General features: G+C 73.6%; 17 protein-coding genes. 12 read left to right on the forward strand and 5 right to left on the reverse strand.

The annotated features are described in order from the left end of the window. Positions 1 to 49: 49 nt before the first annotated feature. Complete coding sequence (locus tag AB0L34_RS21910; RefSeq protein ID WP_350711790.1) at positions 50 to 1,291, reverse strand: sugar ABC transporter substrate-binding protein; 1,242 nt, start codon at positions 1,289 to 1,291, stop codon at positions 50 to 52. Between the two features lie 149 nt (positions 1,292 to 1,440). On the opposite strand from AB0L34_RS21910, the gene AB0L34_RS21915 reads away from it, so the two are divergent. After that, positions 1,441 to 2,721: a Gfo/Idh/MocA family oxidoreductase gene (locus AB0L34_RS21915; protein WP_363706169.1), complete on the forward strand. Its 1,281-nt coding sequence runs from the start codon at positions 1,441 to 1,443 to the stop codon at positions 2,719 to 2,721. A 93-nt stretch (positions 2,722 to 2,814) separates the two neighbouring features. After that, positions 2,815 to 3,216, forward strand: a complete 402-nt coding sequence (locus AB0L34_RS21920; protein WP_363706171.1) for a DUF2267 domain-containing protein — start codon at positions 2,815 to 2,817, stop codon at positions 3,214 to 3,216. Between the two features lie 51 nt (positions 3,217 to 3,267). On the opposite strand, the gene AB0L34_RS21925 is transcribed toward AB0L34_RS21920, so the two are convergent. Next, complete coding sequence (locus AB0L34_RS21925; RefSeq protein ID WP_363706173.1) at positions 3,268 to 4,725, reverse strand: pyridoxal-dependent decarboxylase; 1,458 nt, start codon at positions 4,723 to 4,725, stop codon at positions 3,268 to 3,270. 347 nt (positions 4,726 to 5,072) lie between these two features. On the opposite strand from AB0L34_RS21925, the gene shbA reads away from it, so the two are divergent. From shbA to AB0L34_RS21945, 4 genes are all read left to right on the forward strand, one after another. After that, the gene (gene shbA, locus AB0L34_RS21930) at positions 5,073 to 5,651 is read left to right on the forward strand and encodes an RNA polymerase sigma factor ShbA (RefSeq protein ID WP_350711747.1); all 579 of its coding nucleotides are present in this window, start codon (positions 5,073 to 5,075) and stop codon (positions 5,649 to 5,651) included. Beyond that, positions 5,648 to 6,454 carry an anti-sigma-D factor RsdA gene (locus AB0L34_RS21935; protein WP_363706175.1) on the forward strand — a complete coding sequence of 269 codons (807 nt, stop codon included), beginning with the start codon at positions 5,648 to 5,650 and terminating at the stop codon, positions 6,452 to 6,454. The genes shbA and AB0L34_RS21935 overlap by 4 nt, the downstream gene beginning before the upstream one ends. A gap of 196 nt (positions 6,455 to 6,650) precedes the next feature. After that, positions 6,651 to 7,187 (forward strand): hypothetical protein, encoded by a 537-nt coding sequence (locus tag AB0L34_RS21940; protein ID WP_363706177.1) that lies wholly within the window; start codon positions 6,651 to 6,653, stop codon positions 7,185 to 7,187. 347 nt (positions 7,188 to 7,534) lie between these two features. Continuing rightward, a complete protein-coding gene (locus tag AB0L34_RS21945; RefSeq protein WP_363706179.1) occupies positions 7,535 to 8,764 on the forward strand; it encodes a helix-turn-helix domain-containing protein in 1,230 nt (409 codons plus the stop codon). Between the two features lie 175 nt (positions 8,765 to 8,939). On the opposite strand, the gene AB0L34_RS21950 is transcribed toward AB0L34_RS21945, so the two are convergent. Continuing rightward, complete coding sequence (locus AB0L34_RS21950; protein ID WP_363706181.1) at positions 8,940 to 10,850, reverse strand: Xaa-Pro dipeptidyl-peptidase; 1,911 nt, start codon at positions 10,848 to 10,850, stop codon at positions 8,940 to 8,942. Between the two features lie 241 nt (positions 10,851 to 11,091). Here AB0L34_RS21950 and AB0L34_RS21955 point away from each other — a divergent pair, with 241 nt between their 5' ends. From AB0L34_RS21955 to AB0L34_RS21980, 6 genes are all read left to right on the forward strand, one after another. Beyond that, positions 11,092 to 11,982 (forward strand): carbohydrate ABC transporter permease, encoded by an 891-nt coding sequence (locus AB0L34_RS21955; RefSeq protein ID WP_357460721.1) that lies wholly within the window; start codon positions 11,092 to 11,094, stop codon positions 11,980 to 11,982. Next, on the forward strand, positions 11,979 to 13,280 hold the full coding sequence (locus AB0L34_RS21960) for a sugar ABC transporter substrate-binding protein (RefSeq protein ID WP_363706183.1): 1,302 nt from the start codon (positions 11,979 to 11,981) through the stop codon (positions 13,278 to 13,280). Before AB0L34_RS21955 ends, AB0L34_RS21960 begins: the two co-directional genes overlap by 4 nt. Further along, positions 13,277 to 14,287 carry an ABC transporter ATP-binding protein gene (locus tag AB0L34_RS21965; protein ID WP_363706185.1) on the forward strand — a complete coding sequence of 337 codons (1,011 nt, stop codon included), beginning with the start codon at positions 13,277 to 13,279 and terminating at the stop codon, positions 14,285 to 14,287. The genes AB0L34_RS21960 and AB0L34_RS21965 overlap by 4 nt, the downstream gene beginning before the upstream one ends. Further along, positions 14,284 to 15,165 (forward strand): sugar ABC transporter permease, encoded by an 882-nt coding sequence (locus AB0L34_RS21970; protein WP_363706187.1) that lies wholly within the window; start codon positions 14,284 to 14,286, stop codon positions 15,163 to 15,165. The genes AB0L34_RS21965 and AB0L34_RS21970 overlap by 4 nt, the downstream gene beginning before the upstream one ends. Before the next feature lie 17 nt (positions 15,166 to 15,182). Next, the gene (locus AB0L34_RS21975; RefSeq protein WP_363706189.1) at positions 15,183 to 15,650 is read left to right on the forward strand and encodes a hypothetical protein; all 468 of its coding nucleotides are present in this window, start codon (positions 15,183 to 15,185) and stop codon (positions 15,648 to 15,650) included. 135 nt (positions 15,651 to 15,785) lie between these two features. Beyond that, positions 15,786 to 18,173, forward strand: a complete 2,388-nt coding sequence (locus AB0L34_RS21980; RefSeq protein WP_363706191.1) for a glycosyl hydrolase — start codon at positions 15,786 to 15,788, stop codon at positions 18,171 to 18,173. Between the two features lie 116 nt (positions 18,174 to 18,289). Here AB0L34_RS21980 and AB0L34_RS21985 read toward each other — a convergent pair whose 3' ends face one another. Both AB0L34_RS21985 and AB0L34_RS21990 read right to left on the reverse strand, forming a co-directional pair. Then, positions 18,290 to 22,591, reverse strand: coding sequence for an FtsK/SpoIIIE domain-containing protein (locus AB0L34_RS21985; RefSeq protein WP_363706195.1), 4,302 nt, complete (start codon positions 22,589 to 22,591; stop codon positions 18,290 to 18,292). A 2-nt stretch (positions 22,592 to 22,593) separates the two neighbouring features. Beyond that, complete coding sequence (locus AB0L34_RS21990) at positions 22,594 to 24,051, reverse strand: hypothetical protein (RefSeq protein ID WP_363706193.1); 1,458 nt, start codon at positions 24,049 to 24,051, stop codon at positions 22,594 to 22,596. Positions 24,052 to 24,203 lie beyond the last annotated feature (152 nt).

Genomic DNA, 24,203 nt, shown 5'->3' on the forward strand with positions numbered 1-24,203 from the left:
CGCGGCCGGCGCGGCGGGGGGCGGCCCCCCCCCGCCCCCCGCGCCGGCACTAGCCGAGCAGCGGAGTGGCGGCCTTCGCCGCGTCCTCGAGCGCCTGGTCCACGGACTTCTTGCCGAGCAGGGCGGCCTGGATCTCCGGGGAGAGGACGCCCTGGACGTCGCGGGCCTTCTCGTGCAGCGGGCCGACCGTGCTGGTGGCCACGTGCTTCTCCTGCTCCCCGAGGACGGGGTCACTGGCGTACAGCGGACCGCTGGACTTCCGGGGAGAGAAGAGGCTGGCACCGATGTCGTACTTCTTGGTGTTCTCGGCGTTGGTGGCGAAGGCCAGCCACTTGCCGGCCGCCTCCTTGTCCTTGGAGGTCTTCAGCATCGACAGCGAGCCGACGGTGCCGTAGCCGATCTGCTTGGTCTCGGTGAGGTGCGGGATGACCTGGATGTTCTCCTTGCCCCAGAACTTCTCGATCTCGGCGACCGGCGTGTACCAGCTGCAGGCGACCTTGTTCTGCGCGACGCGGGTCTGCTCGATCGGCGGGACGGTGGTGAGCATGGACTTGTCGACGTAGCCGCCGTCGACGAGCTGCTTGAGGAAGTTCAGCGCCTTCTTGCCGGCGTCGCTGTTGAACGCGACCGACTTGCCGTCCGGGCTGAACACGTCGCCGCCGGCCTGCCAGAGCAGCGGGTAGAAGGTCTGGTTCAGGGTCTGCTTGGCGTCACCGGCGTACGTGATGATGTCGTAGCCCTTGGCCTTGAACTTCGGGGCCAGGGTGAGCAGGTCGTTCCAGCTCGTCGGGTAGTTCGTCTCGCCGACGGCCGCGAAGACCTTCTTGTTGCAGATCGGCGTGGAGGCGCTGGTGAGGATCGGGGCGCCCATCATCTTGCCGTCGATGGTCACCGACTGCACCACGTTCGCGTGCAGGTCGCTCTTGGTCGCCTCGTCGAGGTACTTGTCGACGGGCTCGATGTTGCGGGCGTACTTGGGCAGCTGGTCGGGGATCAGGTAGACGACGTCCGGCCCCTTGTTGCCCGCGATCGCGGTGGCGAGCGCCTGGTCGCGGTTGGCCCAGGGGAAGATCTCGACCTTGACGTTGATGTCGGGGTTGGTCGCCTGGAACGCCTTGATGGTCTCGTCCCAGTGCGCGCGGTGCTTCGCCTCGTCGAAGATGGCCGGATATGTCCACATTGTTACGGTCGCCTTGCCGGAGTCTCCGGAGCCGGAACCGCCACAGCCCGTAGCCGCGAGCGCGGCGACGGTCGCCACCGCCACGGCCGACAGGCTCTTCCGAACACGCATCTCGCATCCTTCCGGGGGAGTCAGGTTCGCAGTACATTAACTTACGGTCCGGGCCGATACTAGAGCCCGTATGCACCGAGGTCACATCGTTACTGTTCGTGTGAATGCCTGGACAAATCGATCCAGAACCGTAATAGCGAAGGACTCCGATGACCGTCACCCTCGCCGTCGTCGGCGCCGGCAACCGCGGCAGCACGTACGCCGGATACGCACTGCGCCACCCCGAGCGGGCCCGCGTCGTCGCGGTCGCCGACCCACGGCCCGCCCACCGCACCGCGCTCGCCGACGCCCACGGCGTCGCGGCGTCCGCGTCGTTCGAATCATGGCAGGACCTCGCCGCGCGACCCCGACTGGCCGACGCCGTCGTCCTCGCCACCCCGGACCGGGAGCACGCCGAACCGGCCGTCCGCCTCGCCGACCTCGGCTACCACATCCTGCTGGAGAAGCCGATCGCACCCAGCGAGGCCGAGTGTCACGCCGTCGCCGCGGCGGCCGAGCGAACCGGCGTGCTGCTCGCCGTCTGCCACGTGCTGCGCTACACCCGCTACACCGACGCGGTGAAGCGGTACGTCGACAGCGGGGCGCTGGGCCGGATCGTCGGTGTGGAGCACCTGGAGCCGGTCGGCTGGTGGCACTTCGCGCACTCCTACGTCCGTGGCAACTGGCGCCGCGCCGAGGACTCCTCCAGCAGCCTGCTCGCCAAGTGCTGCCACGACCTGGACTGGCTGCGCTACGTCGTCGACGACACCCCGACGCGGGTCAGCAGCGTCGGCGCGCTGCACCACTTCCACCCCGACAACCGGCCGCGCGGCGCCGCCGACCGCTGCCTCGACTGCCGGGTCGAGTCGACCTGCCCGTACTCGGCCGCCCGCTTCTACCGCGCCTGTCTCGCGGACCCCGACCGGCACCAGTGGCCGCTGGCGGTGGTGACCCGCGACCTGACAGAGGAGGGAGTGGACGCCGCGCTCCGCGACGGACCGTACGGCCGGTGCGTCTACGGCGGCGGGAACGACGTCGCCGACCACCAGAGCGTGACCGTCTCGTTCGCCGGCGGCGCGACCGCCACCCTCACCATGAGCGCCTTCACCCCCGGCGGGCACCGGCGTACCCGGATCATGGGCACCCACGGCTACCTGGAGGGTGACGGCGAACAGGTCGCCGTCACCGACTTCGTCACCGGCGAGACCGTCACCACCGACACCCGGGGCGGCGGGGCGGACGCCGGCTCCGGCCACGGCGGCGGCGACATGGCGCTGATGGCGGCCTTCGTCGAGGCGGTGGCCACCGGCGACCGGTCCCGGATGCGCTCGGGGCCGCAGGAGTCCCTGGACAGCCACCGGATGGCGTTCGCCGCCGAACGCAGCCGGCTCGCCGGCGGAGCCCCGGTGGCACTCGCGCCCGCCGGCACGACGCCGTCCGCCGCCTCCTGACACGGACGGACCGGACCCGGATGCCGCGCCCGGCCGTTTGCCGCGCCGGCACCCGGGTAGACGGCGCTACCCGTCGGAGAGGGAGGCCGGAAGGTGGACAACAGCGAGTTCATCGACTCGGTGGCGAAACGCCTGCGCACGTCGCCCGAGCAGGCCACCGCCATCACGCGCGCCACGCTCACGACCCTGGCGGAGCGGATCGACGGGGGCGAGGCGCGGGACCTCTCCGCCCGGCTTCCCGACGAGTTGCGGGCCTACGCGTTCGCGCCCAGGGACAAGGCACAGCGCTTCGGGGTCGACGCGTTCGTCCAGCAGGTCAGCGGACGCGCCGAGGTCGACGGGACAACCGCGAAGGCCGGCATGCGGGCGGTGTTCGACACCCTCCGCGAGGCCATCCCGCCCGGCGACTACGACGACGTCATCACCCACCTTCCCGCCGAGTTCTGGGACCTCACCGACTCGGCGGCGCGATACGACGGCGGGCGCGGCCGTTAGCGGCGTATCCCGGGTCGACCACGAACTCGGCGAACCGGGCCACCAGGCCCGTCAACCGGTCAGCTTGGCCGTCAGCTCGCGGACCACGTCGACCAGCAGGTCGATGTCGCCCTCGGTGGTGCGCCAGTTGACGATCGCCGGCCGCAGCGCCACCCGCCCGTCGTAGACGGTGGTGCCGGCGTAGACCCGGCCGTCCGTCAGCAGCGCGGCGCCCAGCCGCCGGTTGAGGTCGTCGAGGGCCTCCCCGGGCATGCCGGGCGGGTTGGCGCGGAAGCAGACGATGTTCAGCGGCACGTCGGCGAGCCGCTCAAGCTCCGGCGCCTCGTCGACCAGCCCGGCCAGCCGCTGCGCCAGGTCGAGGTGCCGCTCGACCATCGCCCGGTGCCCGTCCCGGCCGTACGCGGCCAGGGTCGCCCAGATCGGCAGCGACCGGGCCCGGCGCGACGACTCCGGCCCGAGCAGCGCGTAGTCCGGCCCACCGGACGCTGACGGCAGAGCGCTGCCCTCCCCCGGCAGGTACGCCGCGCCGGGCATGCCGAACGCCGCCGGCAACCGCGCCGGGTCCTTCAGGAACGCGAATCCGCTCTCGTAGGGCACGTTGAGCCACTTGTGGCCGTCGCCGGCGATCGAGTCCGCCCGCTCGATCCCCTCCACCAGGTGGCGGGTGCGCGGGGACAGGGCGGCGAAGATGCCGAAGGCGCCGTCGACGTGCAGCCACGCGCCGTGCCGCTCGGCGACGTCGGCCAGCTCCACCACCGGGTCGAAGTCACCGGCGTTCACCTCACCCGCGCTGGCGATCAGCACCGCCGGGGCGTCGATCTCGGCGAGCCGGCGCTCCAGCGCGGCGAGGTCGACCCGGCCCACGCCGTCGCGGGCGAGGACCTCGACCGAGTCCCGCCCGTGCCCGAGCAGTTGCAGGGCCTTGCGGTCGCTGGCGTGCACGTACCCGCCGGAGAGCACCGGCATTCGCGGCAGCCCGGCCAGCCCCCGCGCCGCCACGTCCACCCCGTGCCGTTCGGCCCACCAGTGGGTGGCGGCGGCGAGCCCGGTGACGTTGGCGAAGGTGGCGCTGGCGACCAGCGCACCGCCGAACCGCTCCGGCAGGCCGAACAGCTCCCGCAGCCAGGTCAGCGCGATCGTCTCCGTCTCGGCGGCGAACGGGGACGAGGCGCGGAACGCGGCGTTCTGGTCCAGCAGCGCGGCAGTCCAGTCGCCGGCCAGCGCCGCCGGGGTCGCCCCGCCGATGATGAAGTGGAAAAACCGTGGCCCGGCCGAGTGCGTGGCGGCGGCCGTACCGACCCGCAGCAGCCGGCGCACCGCGGCGGCGGCGCCCTCGCCCCGCTCCGGCAGCTCCCCGTCGCCGGCCGGCCGCCACAGCTCACGCAGCAGCGGCTCGGTGCCCGGGTCGTGCACCGGCCGGTCCGGCAGGGACGACAGGTAGGGGGCGGCGGCTTCGTACACCTGGCGCAGCACGGCGTCGGCGTCGCCGTCGCGCAGCGGATCGGTCACGGTGGTGGCCTCCTCACCGGTCGTCGCCGGGCCGGTCGGCGGCCGGCACGGCACCTCGGGTGGCCCCACCCTGCCACCCGGCGCCGGCGGCCGCGCCGGCCAATTCCCGTGTGGTGGCCCCGCCACGACGCCGAACCACCGGCAAAGGACCTGGTCAGCCCTCCACGGTCACCTCGACACCCACGCTTGCCTCTCCGGACTCCCCACTGGAGACATCGGCGCGACCAACCCGACCGCGACAACTACCACCCGGAAGGCCGCGGGCACGGAACGTGCGCTAGGCAAACAGGGCCGGGCTCGATAGCGTGCCCCGTAATCCGCTGGTAACGAAGGTGTTCCGCGACGCGATGACCACAACGATCGAGCCCGAGTTCGTCCGCCGGGCCACCCAGGGCGACCGGGCAGCCGTCGCGACCCTGCTCAGCGACATCCGTCCGGGGCTGGTGCGATACTGCCGCGCGCGGCTGGGCCGGATCGGCGGCGCGTACGTGACCGCCGACGACGTCGCCCAGGAGATCTGCCTGGCGGTGCTGCGGGCGCTGCCCCGCTACCGGGAGCAGGGCACGCCCTTCGCGGCGTTCGTCTACGCCATCGCCGGGCACAAGGTGGCCGACGCGCAGCGCGCGGCCGTACGGGCCGCCTCCGTCACCGTGGCCGACACGCCTCTCGACCGGCCGGCCACTGAGCCCGGGCCGGAACAGCAGGCCGTCGCCACCGACCTCGCCCGCCGACTGTCGGTGCTGCTCAACCGCCTGCCCGACGTGCAGCGGGAGATCGTGGTCCTCCGGGTGGCGGTGGGTCTCTCCGCCGAGGAGGTCGGCACCGTCGTCGGCATGTCCGCCGCCGCCGTCCGGGTGACGCAGTCGAGGGCCCTTGCCCGCCTTCGTACCCTGGCAGGCGACACACTCGACGAGGTGGCGGCATGAGCGAGCGGACCCGCGACGGCGGCGAGGAGCAGGACCTGGCCACGATCGCCCGGGACGACGAGCTGCTCGACGCGCTCGGCCGCGGCGAGCCGGGGCCGGCGGGCGACGGCCTCGCCGAGATGCTGGCCGCCTGGCGCGGCGACGTCGACATCGCCGATGGTGCCGACCACCCCCTCAGGCCCGCCGTCGGTCCCGCGCCGACGAGGAAGGCCCGGTCGGCACTGCTCGGCCGGCGGGTGCTGCGCCTCGCCGCCGCCGTCGTCGCGCTCGCCGTCATCTCCGCCGGGCTCGGAGTGGGCAGCAGGCACGCCGGGCCGACCAGCCCCCTGTGGTCCGTGACCAGGGTGCTCTATCCGGAACAGGCGGATGTGCGGCTCGTCGAACACACCATCCAGCGCGCCCGTACCGCCGCCGCCGCAGGGCGGCTGGATGAGGCCCGGACCCTGGCCGAGGAGGCGCGGACACAGCTCACCGCGATCGACGACCCGACCGCCGTCCGCCGCCTGGGCGCGGAACTCGACTCCCTGCAACACGCGCTGCTGGAAACGTTGGCGACGCCCGGCGCGCCGGCCACGGGCGCCTCGCCCCCGGCGCCCTCAGGTGACGGCGGGCCGACGGCACCCGCCACGCCCGCCACGCCGCAGCCCGGGAAGCCCACACCTGACCGATCCCCCGCCCCGGGCATCGTCGTCCCCCTGCCCGGGCGTCCCGAGCTGCCCGGGCTACGCCCGGACCCGGCTTCGCCGACGCGCCTGCCACCCCTGCCCGAGACGTCCCTCCCCGCAGGCCGGCTCCTCGACTAGGCAGCGCGACCCGAGCGGCGGCCGGGCCGCCGCCACGCGCCGGCGGGATCGGCACCGGGCACCGCCGGGGGACGACGGGCTCCGGTCTGCGCGCGCATGGCGGCGGCGATCACCCGAGTCGGCAAGGGCGGGGATGCAGTTGTTTCTATGTGATTCGTCACATCCGAAAAATGTTTCGAATCACGGTGCCCCGGCGATGACAACACGGGTGCGCTGCGGTTCGGTGGCGGCCCTCGACCAGTGCGCACTGCCCGAGGATGGGGTGATCCTGTTGTTGCCTGACCCGCACCCTGACTCCGCCGCCCGACTTCCCGGCCTGTTCCGAGCAGTGGTCGGCGCGATCGACGAGGCCGACTGGGACTGCACCGTGTCGTCCGAGGGGCCGTTCCTGGTGGGGGACGTGCAGCGGGAGGTGGTCCAGGTGTCGGCGTGGAACCGCGCCGGGGGTCGACTGCGCGCGGTCTTCGTCGCCGACGCTCCGCCCGGCCGGCCACGTCCGCCGTTCGCGCCGCTGCACGCGCTGGTGGGGCAGGGGGTGGAGGCTGTCACCACGTCGGTGGCCGACGCGCTGGCGTTCGTACGCGGATATCGCGACTCCTGGCACCCCGCACCTGCGCCCGGTCGGCCGTGCGGGGCGCAGGCCCCCGACGGGCGGTCCTGCTCGGCGGCCGGCCGGACGCGGCGGAGGCGGCGGCCCGGTCCGCGAACCGGGGGCACCACCTGCACGAGGTGATCGACGTGGGCGTCCGGCCGCCTCGGTGAGACGGGTGTGCGGGACGCCGGATCTCCGTCCACAGCGGGCCGGGGTGGCCCGCCGGGCGACGCACTCCCGACGCCGATCCGCTCGTCACGGCATCCTGCGGGCCTCCGGCCGCGTCACGGGACGCCGCCGGCGCGACGCCGCACAGCGGCCGTTGTAACGAGAAGGACCACCGACCCGCTCATCCATTGACGAGCTGATCAGATCATGATCGAGTCCGGTCGAGGAGGAAACGATTCGAGGCGGCACGGAGACATCACGGACAGGCCGCACGGCCGTGCACGGCACCGGTGGCGCAGGTCGGGCGACCGGAGGGTCACATGCAAGGTGAGCTGCAGCGCATCGTCGACGCCCTCGCCGCCCACGTCGGGCGTCCGGCGTTGATCGAGGACCGGCGTCAGCGCCTGGTCGTCTACAGCGAACACACCGGGTTGATGGACGACGTCCGCAAGGCGTCGATCCTGCGCCGGCAGACCACGCCCGAGGTGATGGCCTGGTTCCGCGACGTCGGCATCCTGGAGGCCCGGGAGCCGGTGCGTACGCCGCCGTCGAAGGAACTCGACCTCCTGCCCCGGGTCTGCGTGCCCATCCGGCACCACGACCTGCTCCTGGGCTTCGTGTGGTTCATCGACCCGGACGGCACCATGACCGGCGCGGACATCGAGGCCACCGGGCTGGTGAGCGAGCTGTCGCTGGCGCTCTACCGGGAGAACCTGCTCGGGGAGCTGGCCTCCCGACGCGAGACGGAGGCGGCGCGCACGCTGCTGTCCGACAGCGAGACGACCCGTGACCGGTCGGTGCGGGCGCTGCGGGAGGCCGGGCTCATCGTCGGGGACGGGCCGGCGACCGCCCTCGTCGCGCAGCTCGTCACGCCCGGCGGCCAGGCGCCCGACGAGACGGCCCGCCTCGCGCTGGAGCAGGCGTTGGTCAGCACCCGGCGCTGGATCGGCACCCGGGAGGCGCTGCACGTGGTGCGCGACGACCACGGCGTGCTGCTGCTCTGCGGCGACCGGGGGGCCGGCCGCCCCTCCCCCGAGGTCGCCGCCAAACTCCTGGACGACAACCTCCAGCAGGCGATCCGTGGGCTCGCCTCGGTCGAGCGCACCGTCGTCGGCATCGGGCAGGCGCGCTCGGGCCTGGCCGACGCCGTCGGGTCGTACGCGGAGGCGTTGCAGTCCGCCCGGGTGGGCGTCCGGTTGCCCGCCCTGGGCCGCGTGGTCTCCTGGTCCGGCCTGGGCATCTACCGGCTGCTGTCGCGGCTGGACGACCGGCACCTCGACATCGCCGACGTGCACCCGGGGCTGGAGCGGCTGCTCCGCGAGCAGGCGAACCCGGTGCTGTTGGACACCCTGGAACGCTATCTGGACCTGGCCGGCAACGCCCACGCCACCGCCGAGCAGCTGCGGCTGCACCGCACCACCCTCTACTACCGGCTGCAGCGGATCGAGGAACTCGCCGAGACCGACCTGAAGGACGGCAACGAGCGACTCTGCCTGCACCTGGCGTTGAAGCTGGGCCGACTCACCGGCCACTACCGGCCGGAGGGCTGAGGCCGGGCTGAGACCGGCCGGAAGGCCGAGGCCGCGCCAAGGCCGGGCGGCGGGCTGCGGCCGGGCGGCGGGCTGCGGGCTGCGGCCGGGTGGCGAGCGGCCCGTTGGGACGCGGACCGGCGGCGACGGGCGGGACGGGACGCCCGGCGCACCGCGCGTCCCGTCCCCGGGCCTCCTACAGGCCGGCCCGCACCGCCGCCGGCCGGCCGCCGACGACCGGCAACTCGATCCGGCTGCGGTCGAAGTGCACGGTGATGTCGGCCCGGTTCTGCTTCGCCCGGCTGCTGTAGCCCGAGTACGAGCCGAGCAGGACCACGCCGATCTGGTGACCGGCGTCGAAGACGTAGTCCTCGGGGAGCAGCCGCACGTCGACCGCCGTCTTGACGCCGGGCACCAACGGTGCCGACGCGGTCAGCGAGGTCAGGTTGAGGCCGTCGAGGATGCCCTTGGTGACCAGTTCCTGCGGGTTGCTGGCCACGGTCTTCTCCGTCTGCCGGTAACAGGCATCCTCGGCGTGCCCGCCCCAGGTGGCCTCGCCACCCCAGCAGTCCTGCCCGGCCAGCGTACGGATGCCGTCGCCGGAGGTGCTGAACCTCGGCCGCGTCCCGTAGTCGACGAGCAGGCCGGCGAAGCTGGTGTCCGTGCCGTCGACCGACGCGTTGATCTTCACCACGGGCGAGCCGGAGACGTGCAGCGGCGCCCGCAGCGGCGCGGACAGGAACACCAGCCGGTTCTCCGTGTTCGCCAGCGGATCCGACGGGTGCCGGATGGCGTTGGTCTGGCTCATCGAGGGGGTGTCCTGGAACGTCGCCGAGGCGTTGCCGGGGTGCGGACCCACCGACAGGCCCCCGGCCGCCCCGTCGACGCCGGGCCGCAGGAACACCTGGGTCGGCTGGGCGCCCGGCAGCGGCCAGGTGGGGTGGGACTCCCAGACGTCCGGTGCGCGTTCGACGTCGACCGCGGGCTCGGCCATGATGCCGTTGTCGATGCCGTACAGCCAGTAGTCGAACCACCGGTGCAGCGTGTCCACCCACCTGGCGCGGCGGAAGTCGAACGGGTCGACGTGGCCGGTGCCGGTCAGCCAGAGCTTGCGGGGGACGTCGTGCGCCGCCAGGGCGTTCCACCAGGTGCTGAAGTGGTCCGGCCGGACGTTGTTGTCGTTGAGGCCGTGCACGACGAAGACGCTGGCGCGCACCTGGCCGGCGTGCGGCACGTAGTCCCGCTCGGCCCAGAAGTCGTTGTAGTCGCCCGTGACGTCGTCGACGCCGTCGCCGAGCCGGTCCCGCACCGGCGCGCAGTGCGCCCTGCGGTCGGGGTCGGTGACGGTGTTGGCGAGGCTGCCCGAGTAGTTGTTGGCCCGGGTGACCAGGCCGTTGCTGCGCGAGTAGTCGTACCAGCTGGAGATAGCCGAGATCGGCACGATGGTGGCCAGTCCGTCCACCCCGCTGGCCGCGGCCGCGTTGGCCAGCGTGCCGTCGTACGACTTGCCGATCATGCCGGTCCGGCCGTTGTGCCAGTCGGCGACGACGGCGCGGCCGGCGGCGTCCCGGCCGGGGCGACGGCCGTTGAGCCAGTCGATCGCCGTCGGCGCGCTGACGTTGTCGGCGCGGCCGCCGGTGACCGGGCAGCCGGTCGAGTTGTTGGTGCCGATCATGTCCAGCAGCACCACCGCGTACCCGCGCGGGACGAAGTAGTTGTCGTAGTACAGCGGCCAACGGTCGTTGAGGCCGTCGCCGTCGAGGTCGGCCTTGCACTCCCCCTCGTTGCCCCGGCACACCGTGGAGTAGTAGGGGCTGGCGTCCATCACCACCGGCACGCGCAGCCCGTCGCCGGCCCGGGGCCGGATGATGTCCATCGCGACGACGTCGCGCGCGCCGTCGGCGTCGGTGTCGACGTCGGAGGTGACGAAGACCCGCTCGCGGATCGCGTCGCCGTAGCCGAACACCGGCTGGGTGACCCCGCCCTCGACGACCGGCCCGAGGCTCTCCGCGGCGGGTCGCGCCGTCGCGGTGGCCGCCGGCAGGCCGACGGCCACGGTCGCCACGACCACCACCGCCGCCCGCCACCAGGTTCTCGTGGTTCGCATCGCGCTCCTCCCGTTCCGGCATCCGCCGTCGGTCCGCCGCGCTCCGGCGGGAGGACCAGGAGGTCGGCGGGCCATCGGCTTGATCGAAGCGTACGAATGGACACGCGGCGGGTCATCGGACACGTGTGGCAGGTGCGCGCCACCGGCTCCTACGTCTGTCGCAGGCACCCCGTCCCCGCCGCCCGCCGTCGGCGTACGACAGGCGTAGGAGGCGGCGGCACGCGATTCCAACAGGTGCCCGATGACCGGACGGCGCGCCGGCCATAGGTTCGGCGACGTGCGGTTGTCGGGTCGCGCCACGATCCCGCGGATCATCGGGCGTTTCGTGGTACCGGCCCTGTTCGCGGCGCTGTTCGCCGCCCCGCTGTGGTTCATGGTGGTCGGCTCGCTGCGCCCCGCCGGCCTGCCCCCGCCGCGTACCCTCGAACTCCTCCCGCCCGAGCCGACGGTGGCCGCCTACGCCCGGCTGCCCGAGCTGATCCCGCTGTTCCGCTACCTGGCGAACTCGGCGCTGGTCGTCGCGCTCGCCGTGCCGTTGACCGTCGCCGTGGCGTCGCTGACCGGTTTCGGGCTGCGGCTGCTCGCGCCGACGGCCCGTCGGCGGGTGGTCCTCGGCCTGCTGGCGGTGCTGCTCGTCCCGGCGACGGCCGTGTGGGCGACCCGCTTCGAGCTGTTCCGCCTGGCCGGCGTGGTCGACACGTACGTCCCGCTGCTGGCCCCGGCGGTGCTGGCCGGCAGCCCGTTCCTGGTGCTGCTCTACGCCTGGAGCTTCGGCGGGGTGCCGGAGACCCAACTCCAGGCGGCCCGCCTGGAGGGCGCCGGGTGGCTGACGGTCTGGCGCCGCGTCGCGATGCCCCAGGTACGCCCGGCGACCCTCGCGGTGGCCGTGCTGGCCTTCACGTTCCACTGGGCCAACTTCATCGACCCGCTGTTGTACCTGCACAGCGGCGACCGGTACACCTATCCGCTCGGCCTGCAGTTCCTGCGGCTGTTGAACCCCACGGACTGGCCGCTGCTGATGGCCGGCTGCGTGGTCGCGACCGTCCCGTGCGTGCTGGTGTTCCTGCTGGCCCAGCGGATCCTGCTGCACGACGACCCCCTGGCCGCACTGAGATCTGGAGGACGCCGGTGACGAACACCCGGACACGACGGTGGATCGGCCTGGTCATGGCCGCCCTGCTGGCCGGCTACGCCGCGGGCTGCGGCGGCGGGGACCGCGCCGACGACGCGTCGGGCATCACCGTCGTGCTGTTCGGCGACGCCGAGGAGGTCGCCGGCTACCGCACGATGGTGGCCGCGTTCGAGGAGGCCAACCGCGACGTCGACGTCAACCTCTCCCCCGTCGCCAGCCAGGACGAGCTGATGGCCCGGCTGACCACCTCGTTCGCCGGGGGCAAGCCGCCGGACGTGTTCCTGCTCAACTACCGCCGCTACGGACAGTTCGCCGCGCAGGGAGCGATCGAGCCGGCGCAGTCCTACCTGGAGCGCAGCACCGTGCTCAAGGAGAGCGACTTCAGCCCCCAGGCGCTGGACGCCTTCCGCTTCGACGGCAAGGCCCTGACCTGCCTGCCGCAGAACCTCTCCTCGCTGGTCGTCTACTACAACGCCGACCTGTTCGCCGCCGCCGGCGTGCCGCTGCCGAAGGCCGGCTGGACCTGGGACGACTTCCTGGCCGCCGCCCGCGCGCTGACCCGCGACGGCCGCTACGGGGTGGGCGTGGAGCCGTCCGTGCCCCGGCTCGCGCCGTTCGTCTGGTCCAACCGCGGTGAACTCGTCGACGACCCGGCCCGCCCCACCACCCTGACCCTCACCCGGGACCCGGCCACCCGCAGGGCCGTCGACTGGTTCCTCGACCTGCAACTCACGCACCACGTCGTGCCGCCGGACGCCGAGGAGCAGAGCGAGTCGAGCGAGGCCCGGTTCCTGCGCGGCACCCTGGGCATGTACCTCAACAGCCGGGTGGCTGTACCCACGCTACGCACCATCGACGGCTTCACCTGGGACGTGGCGCCGCTGCCGGTCGCGCCGGGCGGCGTGCCCGCGTCGATCCTGCACAGCGACGCCTACTGCATGGGCGCCGGCCTGCCCGACCACGGCGACGCGTGGCGGTTCATCGAGTTCGCGATGGGCCCGGGTGGCCAGCGGATCCTCGCCGAATCCGGCCGCACCGTGCCGTCCCGGCTCGACGTCGCCAACTCCCCGGCGTTCCTCGACCCGGCCGCGCCGCCGAAGTCGTCGCGGGTCTACCTCGACGCCGCGCCCCACCTACGCGCCACCCCACGCACCGCAACCTGGTCCCGGGTGGAACGCGAGGCGGGCACGCTGCTGGCGGAGGTGTTCTACGGCCGGGTCGGGCGCGAGGAGGGGCTGCGCCGGCTGGAGGAGCAGAGCCGGCCGTTGTTCGCCCTGCCGACGGGAGCGGGCGGGTGACCGGACGCGGGGCGATCCGGCTGGAGTCGCTGACCAGGGCGTACGGGCGGACGACCGCCGTCGACGGGATCGACCTGGACGTGCGGGCCGGCGAGATGATCACCCTGGTCGGGCCGTCGGGCTCCGGGAAGTCCACCGTCCTGCGGCTGATCGCCGGACTGGACACCCCCGACCACGGCCGGGTCCTCGTGGACGGCCAGGACGTGGCCCGGGTGCCGCCGCACCGGCGGGCCGTGGCGATGGTCTTCCAGGACTACGCCCTCTACCCACACCTCACCACGCTGGGCAACCTGACATTCGGCCTGCGGGTGCGCCGGGTCCCCCGCGCCGAGGCCGACCGGCGGGCCCACGCCGCCGCCGAGCGGCTGGGGATCGCCGACCTGCTCGACCGGCACCCCGACGAGATGTCCGGCGGGCAGCGCCAGCGCGTCGCCCTGGCCCGCGCCCTGCTGCGCGAGCCCAGCGTCTACCTGCTCGACGAGCCGCTGGCCAGCCTGGACGCGCCGTTACGCTTCGCCACCCGCGCCGACCTGCTCGCCCTGCACCGTGAACTCGGCACCACCACCGTCCACGTCACGCACGACCAGGCCGAGGCGATGACCCTCGGCGACCGGGTGGTCGTCCTCGACGGCGGCCGGATCCGGCAGGTCGGGCCGCCGCAGCAGGTCTACGACGAGCCCGCCGACACCTTCGTGGCCGGCTTCCTCGGCAGCCCGCCGATGAACCTGGTGCCCGGCGGCGGCACGCTGGGCGGCCGGCCCGACGTGACCCTCGGCGTACGGCCGGAGGACCTGGCGCTCGACGCCGAGGGCCCGGTCGAGGCGACCGTCGAGGCGGTGGAGGCGCTCGGCAGCGAGGCCGTCCTGCTGACCCGGTGCCCCGACGGCACCCGCCTCGTCGTGCGGACCGGCCCGCGGCCGGGCGTACGGCCGGGCGACCCGGTGCGGCTGCGCCCCGACCCGGAGCGTGTCCACCGCTTCGACACCGCCAACGGGCGACGCCGGTGAAGGCGGTCCGGGCCGGCCGGCAGCTCACCGCCTGGGCGTTCCTCGCCCCGTACGCCGTGGCGGTCGCGCTGCTGGTCGCCCTGCCCGCGCTGCTCAACGTCGGGTACGCGTTCACCGACCACACCGGGCTGACCCGGGACCCGCAGTTCGTGGGCCTGGCCAACGTACGCCGGATGCTGGCCGACGGTTTCCTGCTCGACAGCGTGCGGGCTTCCCTGACGCACGTGGCGCTGGCCGTGCCGGTCCGGCTGCTCGCCGCGGTGGGCCTCGGGCTGCTGCTCGCCGCGCCCCGGCCGGGCGGGCGGTGGTTCCGGGTCGCGGTCTACCTGCCGACGGTCGTCCCCGACGTCGCGCTGGCCGTGCTGTTCCTGTGGGTGCTCAACCCGCTCTACGGCCCGCTCAACCAGGTGCTCGGGCTGTTCGGCCATCCCGGCTTCACCTGGCTGTCGGACCCGACCACCGCCCGGGTGGCGGTCGTGCTGATGCTGGCGTTCCCGATCGGCGAGGGCTTCGTCGTCGTCCTCGCCGCCCGCCGGATGCTCGACGGCCGGCTCTACGAGGCGGCGGCGCTGGAGGGCTGCGGCCCGTTCGGCCAGCTACGCCGGCTCACGCTGCCGCTGCTGGCTCCCGTGCTGGTGCTGCTGGCGGTCCGGGACACGATCCTCACCCTCCAGGTGAACTTCGTCCCGGCGTACGTGCTCACCGACGGCCGGCCCGCCAACGCCACGCTCTACCTGCCCGTCTACATCTTCGACCAGGCCTTCGAGTTCTCCGGCTTCGCGTACGGCGCGCTCATCTCGACGGCGCTGATGGCGCTCACGGCGGTCATCATCACCGCCCTGCTGCTGATGGTGCGCCGCTGGCGGGTGCTGCGATGAGGTGGCATCCTGCTGCGATGAGACTCCGGGTGTTCGCGGTCGCCGCCACGATCCCGCTGCTCGTCGCCTGCGGCGGGACGGACGCCCCGCAGGCGACGGGGCGGGGCCCCGGGATGCTGGCGAACCTGCCCAGTTGCGACCGGGTGCCGCTGGACACCGAGCCGGAGGTCGACGCCCGGGTCACCGGCCTGGTGCTGCCCGACGGCGCGCGCGTCACCTCGGTGGTGGAGCAGGGGGCCCTGACGACGGTCGAGGCCACCGTCCGGATGACCCCGCTGGACGTACGTGCCCACTACGAGGGCCGCACCGACGTCGAGCTGCTGCGCGTCGAGGACGAGGTCTTCGAGGCCGAGGTGCTGACCCGGGCGCAACAGCGGCGGATGTACCTGCGGGCCGGCGCGCTCTGCGCCGACGGCACCACGCTGACCGCGGTGGTGGGGCCGGACTCGGAGGACGCGGGACTGCCGGAGTTCCGGCGCGGATAGTGACGGCGCTCGACAGGTGTCCTAACCCGACGACCGGAATCCCAACAGATGCCGGGTGACGCCGGTCACCGTGCTGTCTACCGTGCGACGCACGACCGGATCTCGGTCGCACCTGCACACGGACGGGAGATCCGCATGAGTCCCACCCTCGTCCGAGGTAGACGCGTCCTGCCGGTGGCAGCAGCCCTGGCGCTGCTGACGGCGGCCGCGTTGACGACCTCGATACCGTCGGCCCGCGGCGAGGAGTCGCTGGCCACCAGCACCCCCACCGGGCCGATGGAGCTGCCCGCCGAGTGGATGACCGCCCAGCGGCTCAGCGACGGCAGCACAGACCTGTCCGCCGCCAAGTACGCGAAGGCCCGCGGCGAGGCGAACCAGCTCGCCGCCCGCACCCGCAGCGCCTACCGCGACCTCGCCGGGGAGCAGTGGCGCTTCTTCGGCCCGAGCAACATCGGCGGCCGGGTGGTCGACATCGCCGTCGATCCGCAGGTCGCCGACCAGATCTTCATCGCCGCCGCCTCCGGCGGCATCTGGCGCTCCGCCGACGCGGGCGCCACCTTCGAGCCGGCCTGGCCCGACGGTGGGACGCAGAGCATGGGCGCGGTCGCGATGACCACCGACGGTGTGCTCTTCGCCGGCACGGGCGAGGCGCAGCCGGGCGGCGGCTCGATCACCTTCGGCGGCGACGGCATCTACCGGTCGCGGGACCGGGGCCGGACGTGGCAGCGCGTCGGCCTGGAGAACAGCCACGCCATCGCCCGGTTCGCCATCGACCCCGGAAACCAGGACCGGATCTTCGCCGCGGCCGCCGGCAACCTGTTCGTGCCGGGCGGCGAGCGGGGCGTCTACCTCTCCGAGGACGGCGGCGACACCTGGCGGCAGGCCCTCGCCCCACCGAATGCCACCACCGGCGCCACCGAGGTCGTCGTCGACCCCGAGAACCCGAACCGGGTGTACGCGGCGATGTGGGACCACCTGCGCGAGCCGCACCAGCGCACCTACGGTGGGCCCGGCTCCAGCCTGTGGCGCTCGGACGACGGCGGACGGACGTGGGAGCGGATGACCACCGGGCTGCCGACCGACGCCGACCAGGGCCGCTGGGGTCTCGCCCTCGCCCCGAGCGACCCGGACCGGCTGTACGCGTACGTCGGCACCGCCCTCGGCCCGTTCCGCGCCTTCTACCGCTCCGACGACGGCGGCGACACCTGGACGCAGACCCCGGTCAACGCCAACCAGGCGTCCCAGTCCACCTTCAGCTGGTGGTTCGGCAAGCTGTTCGTCGACCCGGCCGACTCCGACCACGTGTTCCTCACCGGGGTCAACCTGCGCCGCTCCACCGACGGCGGGCAGAGCTTCGGCAACGTCGGCGGCATGCACGCCGACCAGCACGTGCTGCGCTGGGATCCCAAGGTGCCGGGCCGCGCCTACCTCGGCAACGACGGCGGCTTCTACCGCTCCGACAACAACGGGGTGAGCGGCTGGGTCAAGTCCACGTACGAGCCGTACACCCAGTTCTACACGGTGGACGTCGCGCAGACCGACCCGGCGCTGAAGGTCGGCGGCGCCCAGGACAACGGCTGCAACCGTGGCTACAACGGCGTGGGCGGCCCGTGGAACGCCATCGGCTGCGGCGACGGTCTCCAGGTGATCATCCACCCCGAGAATCCGAACATCGTCTTCGGCTGCAGCCAGTACGGCTCCTGCTACCGCTCGGAGAACGCCGGCGCCGCGCCGCGCCAGTCCATCGGCCCCGGCCAGACGACCTCGGACCGCCGCAACTGGCTCACCCCGCTGCAGTTCGACCCGAGCGACCCGGACGTCATGTACTACGCGGGCAACGTCGTCAACCGGTCGACGGACAACGGCCGCACCTGGACGGCGATCAGCCCGGACCTCACCGGCGGCGGGCCGAACGACCCGTCGGGCTACCCGTGGGGCACGATCACCACGATCGCGGCGGCCCCCACCGACGGCGACAAGCTCTACGTCGGCACGGACGACGGCAGGCTGTGGTGGACCGACGACCTCGGGGGCACCTGGACCCAGGTCGACCCCGCGCAACTGCCCGGCACGTGGGTGACCCGGGTGGCGGCGCACCCCACGGACGCCAACATCGCCTACGCCACGTTCTCCGCGTTCCGCTCCGGCAGTGACCGCGCGCACGTCATGATGACGCGCGACGGCGGCCGCACCTGGACGGACATCGGCGGGGGGCTGCCCGACGCGCCGGTCAACTCCGTGGTGCCGACCGCCGACGGCCTGTTGCTGGTCGGTACCGACGTCGGGGTGTTCGTGTCGGCGTGGAACGGCGGCGAATGGGCCTCCCTCGGCGGGGAACTGCCGGCGGCGGCCGTGATGTACCTGCGCTACCACGAGCCGACCCGGCAGCTCACCGCCGCGACGTTCGGGCGGGGCGTTTACGACCTCACCGTGCCGCGGTGCCCGGCGGCGTCGACCCGGCTGCCGCTGCGCGAACCGGGCGTCGGCGTGGTCGGCGTGCTCGCCTCGTGCCGCGCGGCCTGACCCGCTGAACAGGGGGCGGGGGCGGCGGGCGGTAGCCCGTCCACCCCCGCCCCTGTTCGTCACGGGGCCGGGTGGCGCGGACCGGGCGACCGAGGTCGTGGCGCTGCCGACCGCCGCTACCGGGTCTGGTCCGTCTCGGGCACGGCCAGGTGCAGCAGAGCCGGCGACCGACCGGTCGACAGGTAGCCCCGCCCGGGTGGATCGGTGAAGTACTGGTCCGGTTCGAGAGCCACGTTGTGCGCGAGCGCCGTCGCGCGGTTCTCGGGGGTGAGCAGCAGGCGGGTGCCCATGTTCATGACCGTGTTGATCAGCCGGGCGAGTGGGCTGGGAAAGCCGGTGAGCACGGGCGCGGCGTCTCCGGTCAGGACGAGGGCGCGACCGCCGCGGGCAGCCGGCTGGGCGATCTCCTCCAGCAGGGTGGGCGCGCTGGCGAACCCCTGCTCGGTCGGGAGCACCGAGACCTGGTCGGCGTCGTCGACGATCACGGCGAAGGGGGTGTCGGCGAAGGCCGCGGCGGCGGCCCGCAGGTCGGTGTCCGCGATGGCCGTTCCGGTGAGCACCCGTACCCGCGGATCGTCCGGAACCAGTCGCGGTAGCGGCGACCGGGACGACGCGACCGCGAGCACGCCGACACCCCGTCGGCGGAGGCCGTGGGCAACGGTGGCGGCGGCGGTGGTACGACCGGCCCCCGGCGGCCCCGAGACCATGAGCAGGTGGGGCCCGGCCTCGAAGAGGTCGACGCCGAGGGTGGTGTTGTCGGCTCCGCCGACACCGAGGGGAATCCAGGTGGCGCTCGGGGGTGCGTCGGGCGGGGCCAGCTCGCGGAGGGTGATCCGGGTGGGCAGTGCGGGGAACCGTCGGGGCAGCCGGGCGGGGTCGACGTCCCGGGCGACAGCGCCGGCTTCGGCCACGAGACGCGCGGCGGACGGCGTGGGCTGACAGACCTGGACGTGTCGGCCGCTGCCGGCGTCGACGGCGCGCCCGGGCAGCGGGGGTGGACTGGCCATCGCGGAGCTCAGCTGCGCACGCCGGGTGTCCTCCTTCGGGAACGGCAGGAGCAGCCGCCGGTTGTACAGGCTCGGCAGCTTGTGGTTGAGCATGTCCTGGCCGCCGAGGGGGATGACGTGCACACCGAGGGGGGCGCCCGCGGTGACGACGCCGCGGAGCGTGGCGAGCAGCGGGGTCTCCACGAAGTCGGGGTCGCCGTGGTCCTCGAAGTGCTCCCAGCCGTCGACGACGACCACGACGTGGGGGCGTGGGCTGTCGCCCGGGCCCGGCCGGTGGGCCGCGCGCCGCCTGGTCTCCTGGTCGAGCCAGGTGATCAGGCGGCGGATCCGGTCGGCATCCGCCGGGGTGAACACTCCGCCGCAGTGCGGCAGGTCGGCGTAGTCGGCGAGCCCGCCAGGTCGGCGCTCGATGAGGTAGAGGTGCGCCCGGTCGGGTGCGAATCGGGTGACGAGGCTCGTGACCAGGGTCCGGGCGAACGTCGTACGGCCCGACTGCGGACCACCGGCGACCATCAGCCGGTCGGCGGCGGCGAGGTCGAGGAACTCCGCCGGCTGCGCCTGCAGCCCGGGTTCGTCCGCCAGGCCGAGCGGTACGGCGGTGGCCGGCGGGGCGGCGGTCTGCCGGCGGGGCAGGTCGTCGAGGGTCAGGGTCGCGGGCAGCGGGGGCAGCAGCGGCCGGAACGGAGCGGACAGCCCGGCTGTGCGGGCGGCCTCCTCGACGGCGGCGATCGCCAGGTCCTGGTCGGTCGCGGCGTCCCCGGGGCGGGTGCTCTCGACGGCGCGCGGCACGCCCAGGTCGCCCCGTTCGAGGGCACGGACGGAGGCCACGACGACGCCGGAGCGCGGTGGGTCGCCGAGGTAGCCGGACTGGAACTCCTGCGGCACCCGGGTCTCGGACGTGGTGCAGAAGATCATCGCGCGTCCACGGAGTGCACCGGGGATCGCGGCGGCGTCCGGCACGCCGAGCACCTCCGTGCTGTCGGCGGCCTCGTTCTGGCGCAGGCTGATCCGCAGCGAGACGTTGTTCTTCAGCTCCGGCGACAGCTTGCCCTGCAACGACTGGGTGGCCAGCACGAGGTGCATGCCCAGGGACCGTCCCTTGGCGGCGACGTTCACCAGTTCCCGGACGAAGTCCGGAGCGGCGTCGAGCACCCGCGCGAACTCGTCGAAGATCATGACGAGCCGGGGCAACGGCGGCAGTTGCGCCTGCGCGCGACGTTTCTCCCAGTACCGGTCGATCTCCCCCTCATAGCGGGCCAGCAGGGACTCGCGCCGGCTCACCTCCGCGCGTATCGACGCCAGCACCCGCGCCGCGGCCGCGTCGTCGAAGACGTCGGCGACGGTCTCCCCGGTGGAACGGATGAGCGCGACCACGTGGGGACAGCGCTCGAAGGGCAGGAAGGCGCTGCCGCCCTTGAAGTCCACCAGCACCATGTTGAGTTCGTCCGGCCGGTTGGTCAGCAGCAGGGCCGTGACCAGGGTCTGCAGCAGGACGCTCTTGCCGGCGCCGGTGGCGCCACCGAGGATCGTGTGCGGGCCTTGCTCAGCCAGGTCGACGTGCACCGGCCCGCCGGCGTCCGCGCCGAGCACCACCCGGGTGCGTGGCCCTCGACCGTCGCCCCAGAGCGCGAGCACGTCGTCGCCCGTCGGCACGTCCAGGCCCAGCAGGTCGAGCAGGCGGACCCGGCCCGGGACGGCGTGCTGCGCGGCGGCGAGGGTGGCCCGGTCACGCATCGGCGCCAACGAGCGGGCCAGCCGGTCGGCTGTCGCGTCGTCGAGGGCGTCCGGCCGGCCGGTGACGGGCGGGTCGTCCAAACTGCGGGTGACTTTCACCGAGCGCTCGCCCACCTCGCACAGGCCCCGGCACTCGTTCATGCTGTGCCGGTCGGCGCAGATCACGTACACGCCGACCGCCGGACCGTCGCGCAGGACCACGTCCATGCCGGGCAGCTCCCGCAGGGCGAGAGCGCCGTCCAGGACGACGACGACCTCCGTGCCGACCTGACCGCCGGGCGCGGCGACCCGGTCGGCGCGTCGGGCGGCGACGAGACGGCGCAGCTCCCCCACCCGGGCGGCACGCGTCTGCGCGGTGTTGCCGATCCAGCACGGCACGGCCTCCCCCGCCCCGGCGTCGACGTGCGGCAACCATCGCGTCCAGCCCAGCCCGTCGGAGTCCCGTGCGGTGACCACGACCAGGCGCAGGTCGTCGGGACCGCGCAGGGTGGCCAGTTGGATCAGCAGCCACCGCAGCATGTCGGCCACGGGCTGGTCGGCCCCGACGACGCCGAGCACACCGGTGACCCGCAGGTCGACGGTCACCGGCACGGCCCGCACCGTCGGGGGCTCGAAGCCGGGCCAGGGCTCCCCGCGTACCGTCACGGAGGCCGGCTGGTCGGCGGTGCCGACGCGCAGGGTCAGGCCGTGCGGCGAATCCGATCGCCGCGTCCACAGGTCGGAACGCTCCCCCGTGGCCGTCTCGGCGATCCTGCTCGGCCCGGGGGCGAGCAGGTGACGGATCCTCTGTTCCTCCCGCACCTGGGACGTGATCTTGTCCTGGACGGCCTGCTTCGCGTCGGTGAAGGCCTTCTCCCGCTCCTGGGCCTGCTTCTCCTCCGACGAGCTCATCACCAGGTACCCGATGACGGCCGCAGCGGCGCCCAGCCACAGCATCGGTTGCTGCGTGACGAGCGCCGCCACCACGGCCACCCCCGCGCCGAGCAGCGCCATCGTGGCGGAACCCCGCACCGCGGGCTGGTGGACCGGCAGGGTCACCTCGACACTCGGCACGACCGGAGCCGGGTCGAAGGCCCGGTCGAAGTCGAGTCGCCCGTCCGGGGCGCGCACCACCCGCAGGGCACCGGCCCTGGCGGGGCTCCACCGCAGTTCGTCGGCTCCGACCCGCAGCACGGCGCGCGGGGTCAGCCTCGTCCGCCCGGCGATCCGCGCCCCGTCGACGAAGGTGCCGTTGCTGGAACCGCTGTCGACGACCTCGGCGGTGCCGTCGGCGTGGACGACCATCTCGGCGTGGCCGCGCCGGGACACGTCGGGATCGCGCAGGGGCACGGAGGCCCGGGAGCTCCGGGCGAGCGAGTGCCGGCCCGGGGGCAGCGCCACGGCGAGGCCGGCGTCCGGGCCGCTCACCACCTCCAGCACGCCGCCGGCGCCGGAGCCGACCGGGCGACCGGCGGGACCGGGCCCGCCCACGCTGATGACCGCACCCGGCACCAGCGGACTGTCGGCCACCGTCGAGCGGCCGTCCAGTCGGACGGCGCCGACGAAGCACGGTCGGCCGTCGACAGGCACCGGCAGCGCCGAGAGCAGGGCACCCACGTTCGTGTCCGGCTCCGCGATCACCTCGGCGTCCGTGCAGAGCCCCGTCCCGGCGTCCCGGACCGTCACCCGGAGGATCATCGTCACCGCTCTGCCCCGAACGCCCACAGCCGGAGCCCGTCGTCGCCCCCGCACGCGAGGGTCTCGCCGTCCGGGCTCAGCGCCAGCGAATTGCAGTCGGGACCGCTGAGCCGGAAGAGGTTGGTTCCCAGGACCCGCACCGTGCGCCCGGTCGTCGTCCGCCACACCCGGATGTCGTCCCAGCTGCGCGTGGCGAACAGGTCCCCGGGGCCGAAGGCGGTGGCGGTGACGCTGTTGGTGTTGCCGCGCAGGGTGGTCAGGATCCGGTCGGAGCCCGCATCCCGGATGAGAACGGAGTTGTCGGGCCGCACGGTCGCCATGGGACCGAAGGTGCCGGCAGGGCGGACGCTGGCGCCGCTGGTCGTCTGCCAGAAACGCCGGACGCCTTTCTCCTCGTCGACGCCGAGCAGGATCCGGCTGTCCGCGCTGAACCGGATGACGCCGACGTCGATGCCCTCGGCATCGACCGGAACTGGCCTGCCCAGGTTGGCCAGCCGCCACAGCGCGACGTTCCCGGCATAGTCGGCGACGGCGAACGCGGTGCCGTCGGGACTGAAACGCGCCGAGACGATCCGAAATTCGCCGTCGTCGACGGCGAGGGTGGCCGTGTTGCGCTGGGTGCTGACGTCCCACAGCTTGACGGCTCCACCGTCGTCGCCGCTGAGCAGCAACTTCCCGTCCGGGCTGAAGGTCAACGAGGTGACCTCGTCGGCGTGGCCGGACAGGATGGCGACGGCGTGCCCGGTGGCCACGTTCCACACGGTGATCGTGCCCTCGGCGGCGCTGCCGAGCAGAGTGCCGGCCGGCCCGTACGCCACCACCGACGTCGCGTCCTCGGTGAGGGTGACCAGGTCCCGGGCCTGGTCACGGTAGTAGTAGGTTCCCCCGATCAGGCCCAGGACGAGCAGGATCCACAGGACCAGGCCACCCCGGCGCGGGTTGACGTGACGGTTGGCCGCCGGGGGCCCGCCGGCGGCGCTGCCCGTCTCGTCCGCGACGGTGACGTGGTCCGGGACGACGGCCTCGACCGCCTCCGCCATCTCCTCGGGGTCGGCGACGACGTCCCCCACGACCCAGATCGGACCGTCGTTGACCCGCTGCCGCAGGTAGCCCTTGAACGGCGGCACGGAGAGCGGGGTGGCCGCGGCTTTGGTGGCGAAGCCGACGGTGATCCTCGTTCGATCCACGGACCCTGCCGTGGCGGGGGTCACGGTCAGCTCGCTCACGTCGCCCCAGCGCAGGACGACATCGGATCGCCCCTGCCCCGTCGGGGCCGCTGTGCCCTGGAGTACCAGCGCCTCCTCGGTGATCTTCAGCCGGCCCTGCCACGGGAAGTGCACACTGCTCGCTCCGACGGCCCACACGGCCGCCACCGCCACGATGACGGTGATCAGCGGCATGCTCAGCGTTTCGTGCAGCAGGATCCAGCCTGCCCATCCGGACAGCGCCAGCAGGACCACGAGAGCCAGCAGGTTGGCGCGGCGGATCGACTGCGGCGGCGACACCTGGAAGGCGGCGCGCGCCCGGGTCGACCGGGAGCCGCCCGGCGTCGACCCCGACGAGCTGTACCGGCTCGCCGACGAGCTGGGCGTGGGCGTCGTCGTCGCCCCGT

Source organism: Micromonospora sp. NPDC052213 (assembly GCF_040679695.1).
GTDB lineage: Bacteria > Actinomycetota > Actinomycetes > Mycobacteriales > Micromonosporaceae > Micromonospora.

Coding starts and splice junctions, on each gene's coding strand:
- AB0L34_RS21980 (WP_363706191.1), top strand. CDS start 15,786: ATGAGTCCCACCCTCGTCCGAGGTAGACGCGTCCTGCCGGTGGCAGCA.
- AB0L34_RS21975 (WP_363706189.1), top strand. CDS start 15,183: ATGAGACTCCGGGTGTTCGCGGTCGCCGCCACGATCCCGCTGCTCGTC.
- AB0L34_RS21945 (WP_363706179.1), top strand. CDS start 7,535: ATGCAAGGTGAGCTGCAGCGCATCGTCGACGCCCTCGCCGCCCACGTC.
- AB0L34_RS21955 (WP_357460721.1), top strand. CDS start 11,092: ATGACCGGACGGCGCGCCGGCCATAGGTTCGGCGACGTGCGGTTGTCG.
- shbA (WP_350711747.1), top strand. CDS start 5,073: ATGACCACAACGATCGAGCCCGAGTTCGTCCGCCGGGCCACCCAGGGC.
- AB0L34_RS21935 (WP_363706175.1), top strand. CDS start 5,648: ATGAGCGAGCGGACCCGCGACGGCGGCGAGGAGCAGGACCTGGCCACG.
- AB0L34_RS21940 (WP_363706177.1), top strand. CDS start 6,651: ATGACAACACGGGTGCGCTGCGGTTCGGTGGCGGCCCTCGACCAGTGC.
- AB0L34_RS21985 (WP_363706195.1), bottom strand. CDS start 22,591: ATGATCCTCCGGGTGACGGTCCGGGACGCCGGGACGGGGCTCTGCACG.
- AB0L34_RS21910 (WP_350711790.1), bottom strand. CDS start 1,291: ATGCGTGTTCGGAAGAGCCTGTCGGCCGTGGCGGTGGCGACCGTCGCC.
- AB0L34_RS21950 (WP_363706181.1), bottom strand. CDS start 10,850: ATGCGAACCACGAGAACCTGGTGGCGGGCGGCGGTGGTGGTCGTGGCG.
- AB0L34_RS21915 (WP_363706169.1), top strand. CDS start 1,441: ATGACCGTCACCCTCGCCGTCGTCGGCGCCGGCAACCGCGGCAGCACG.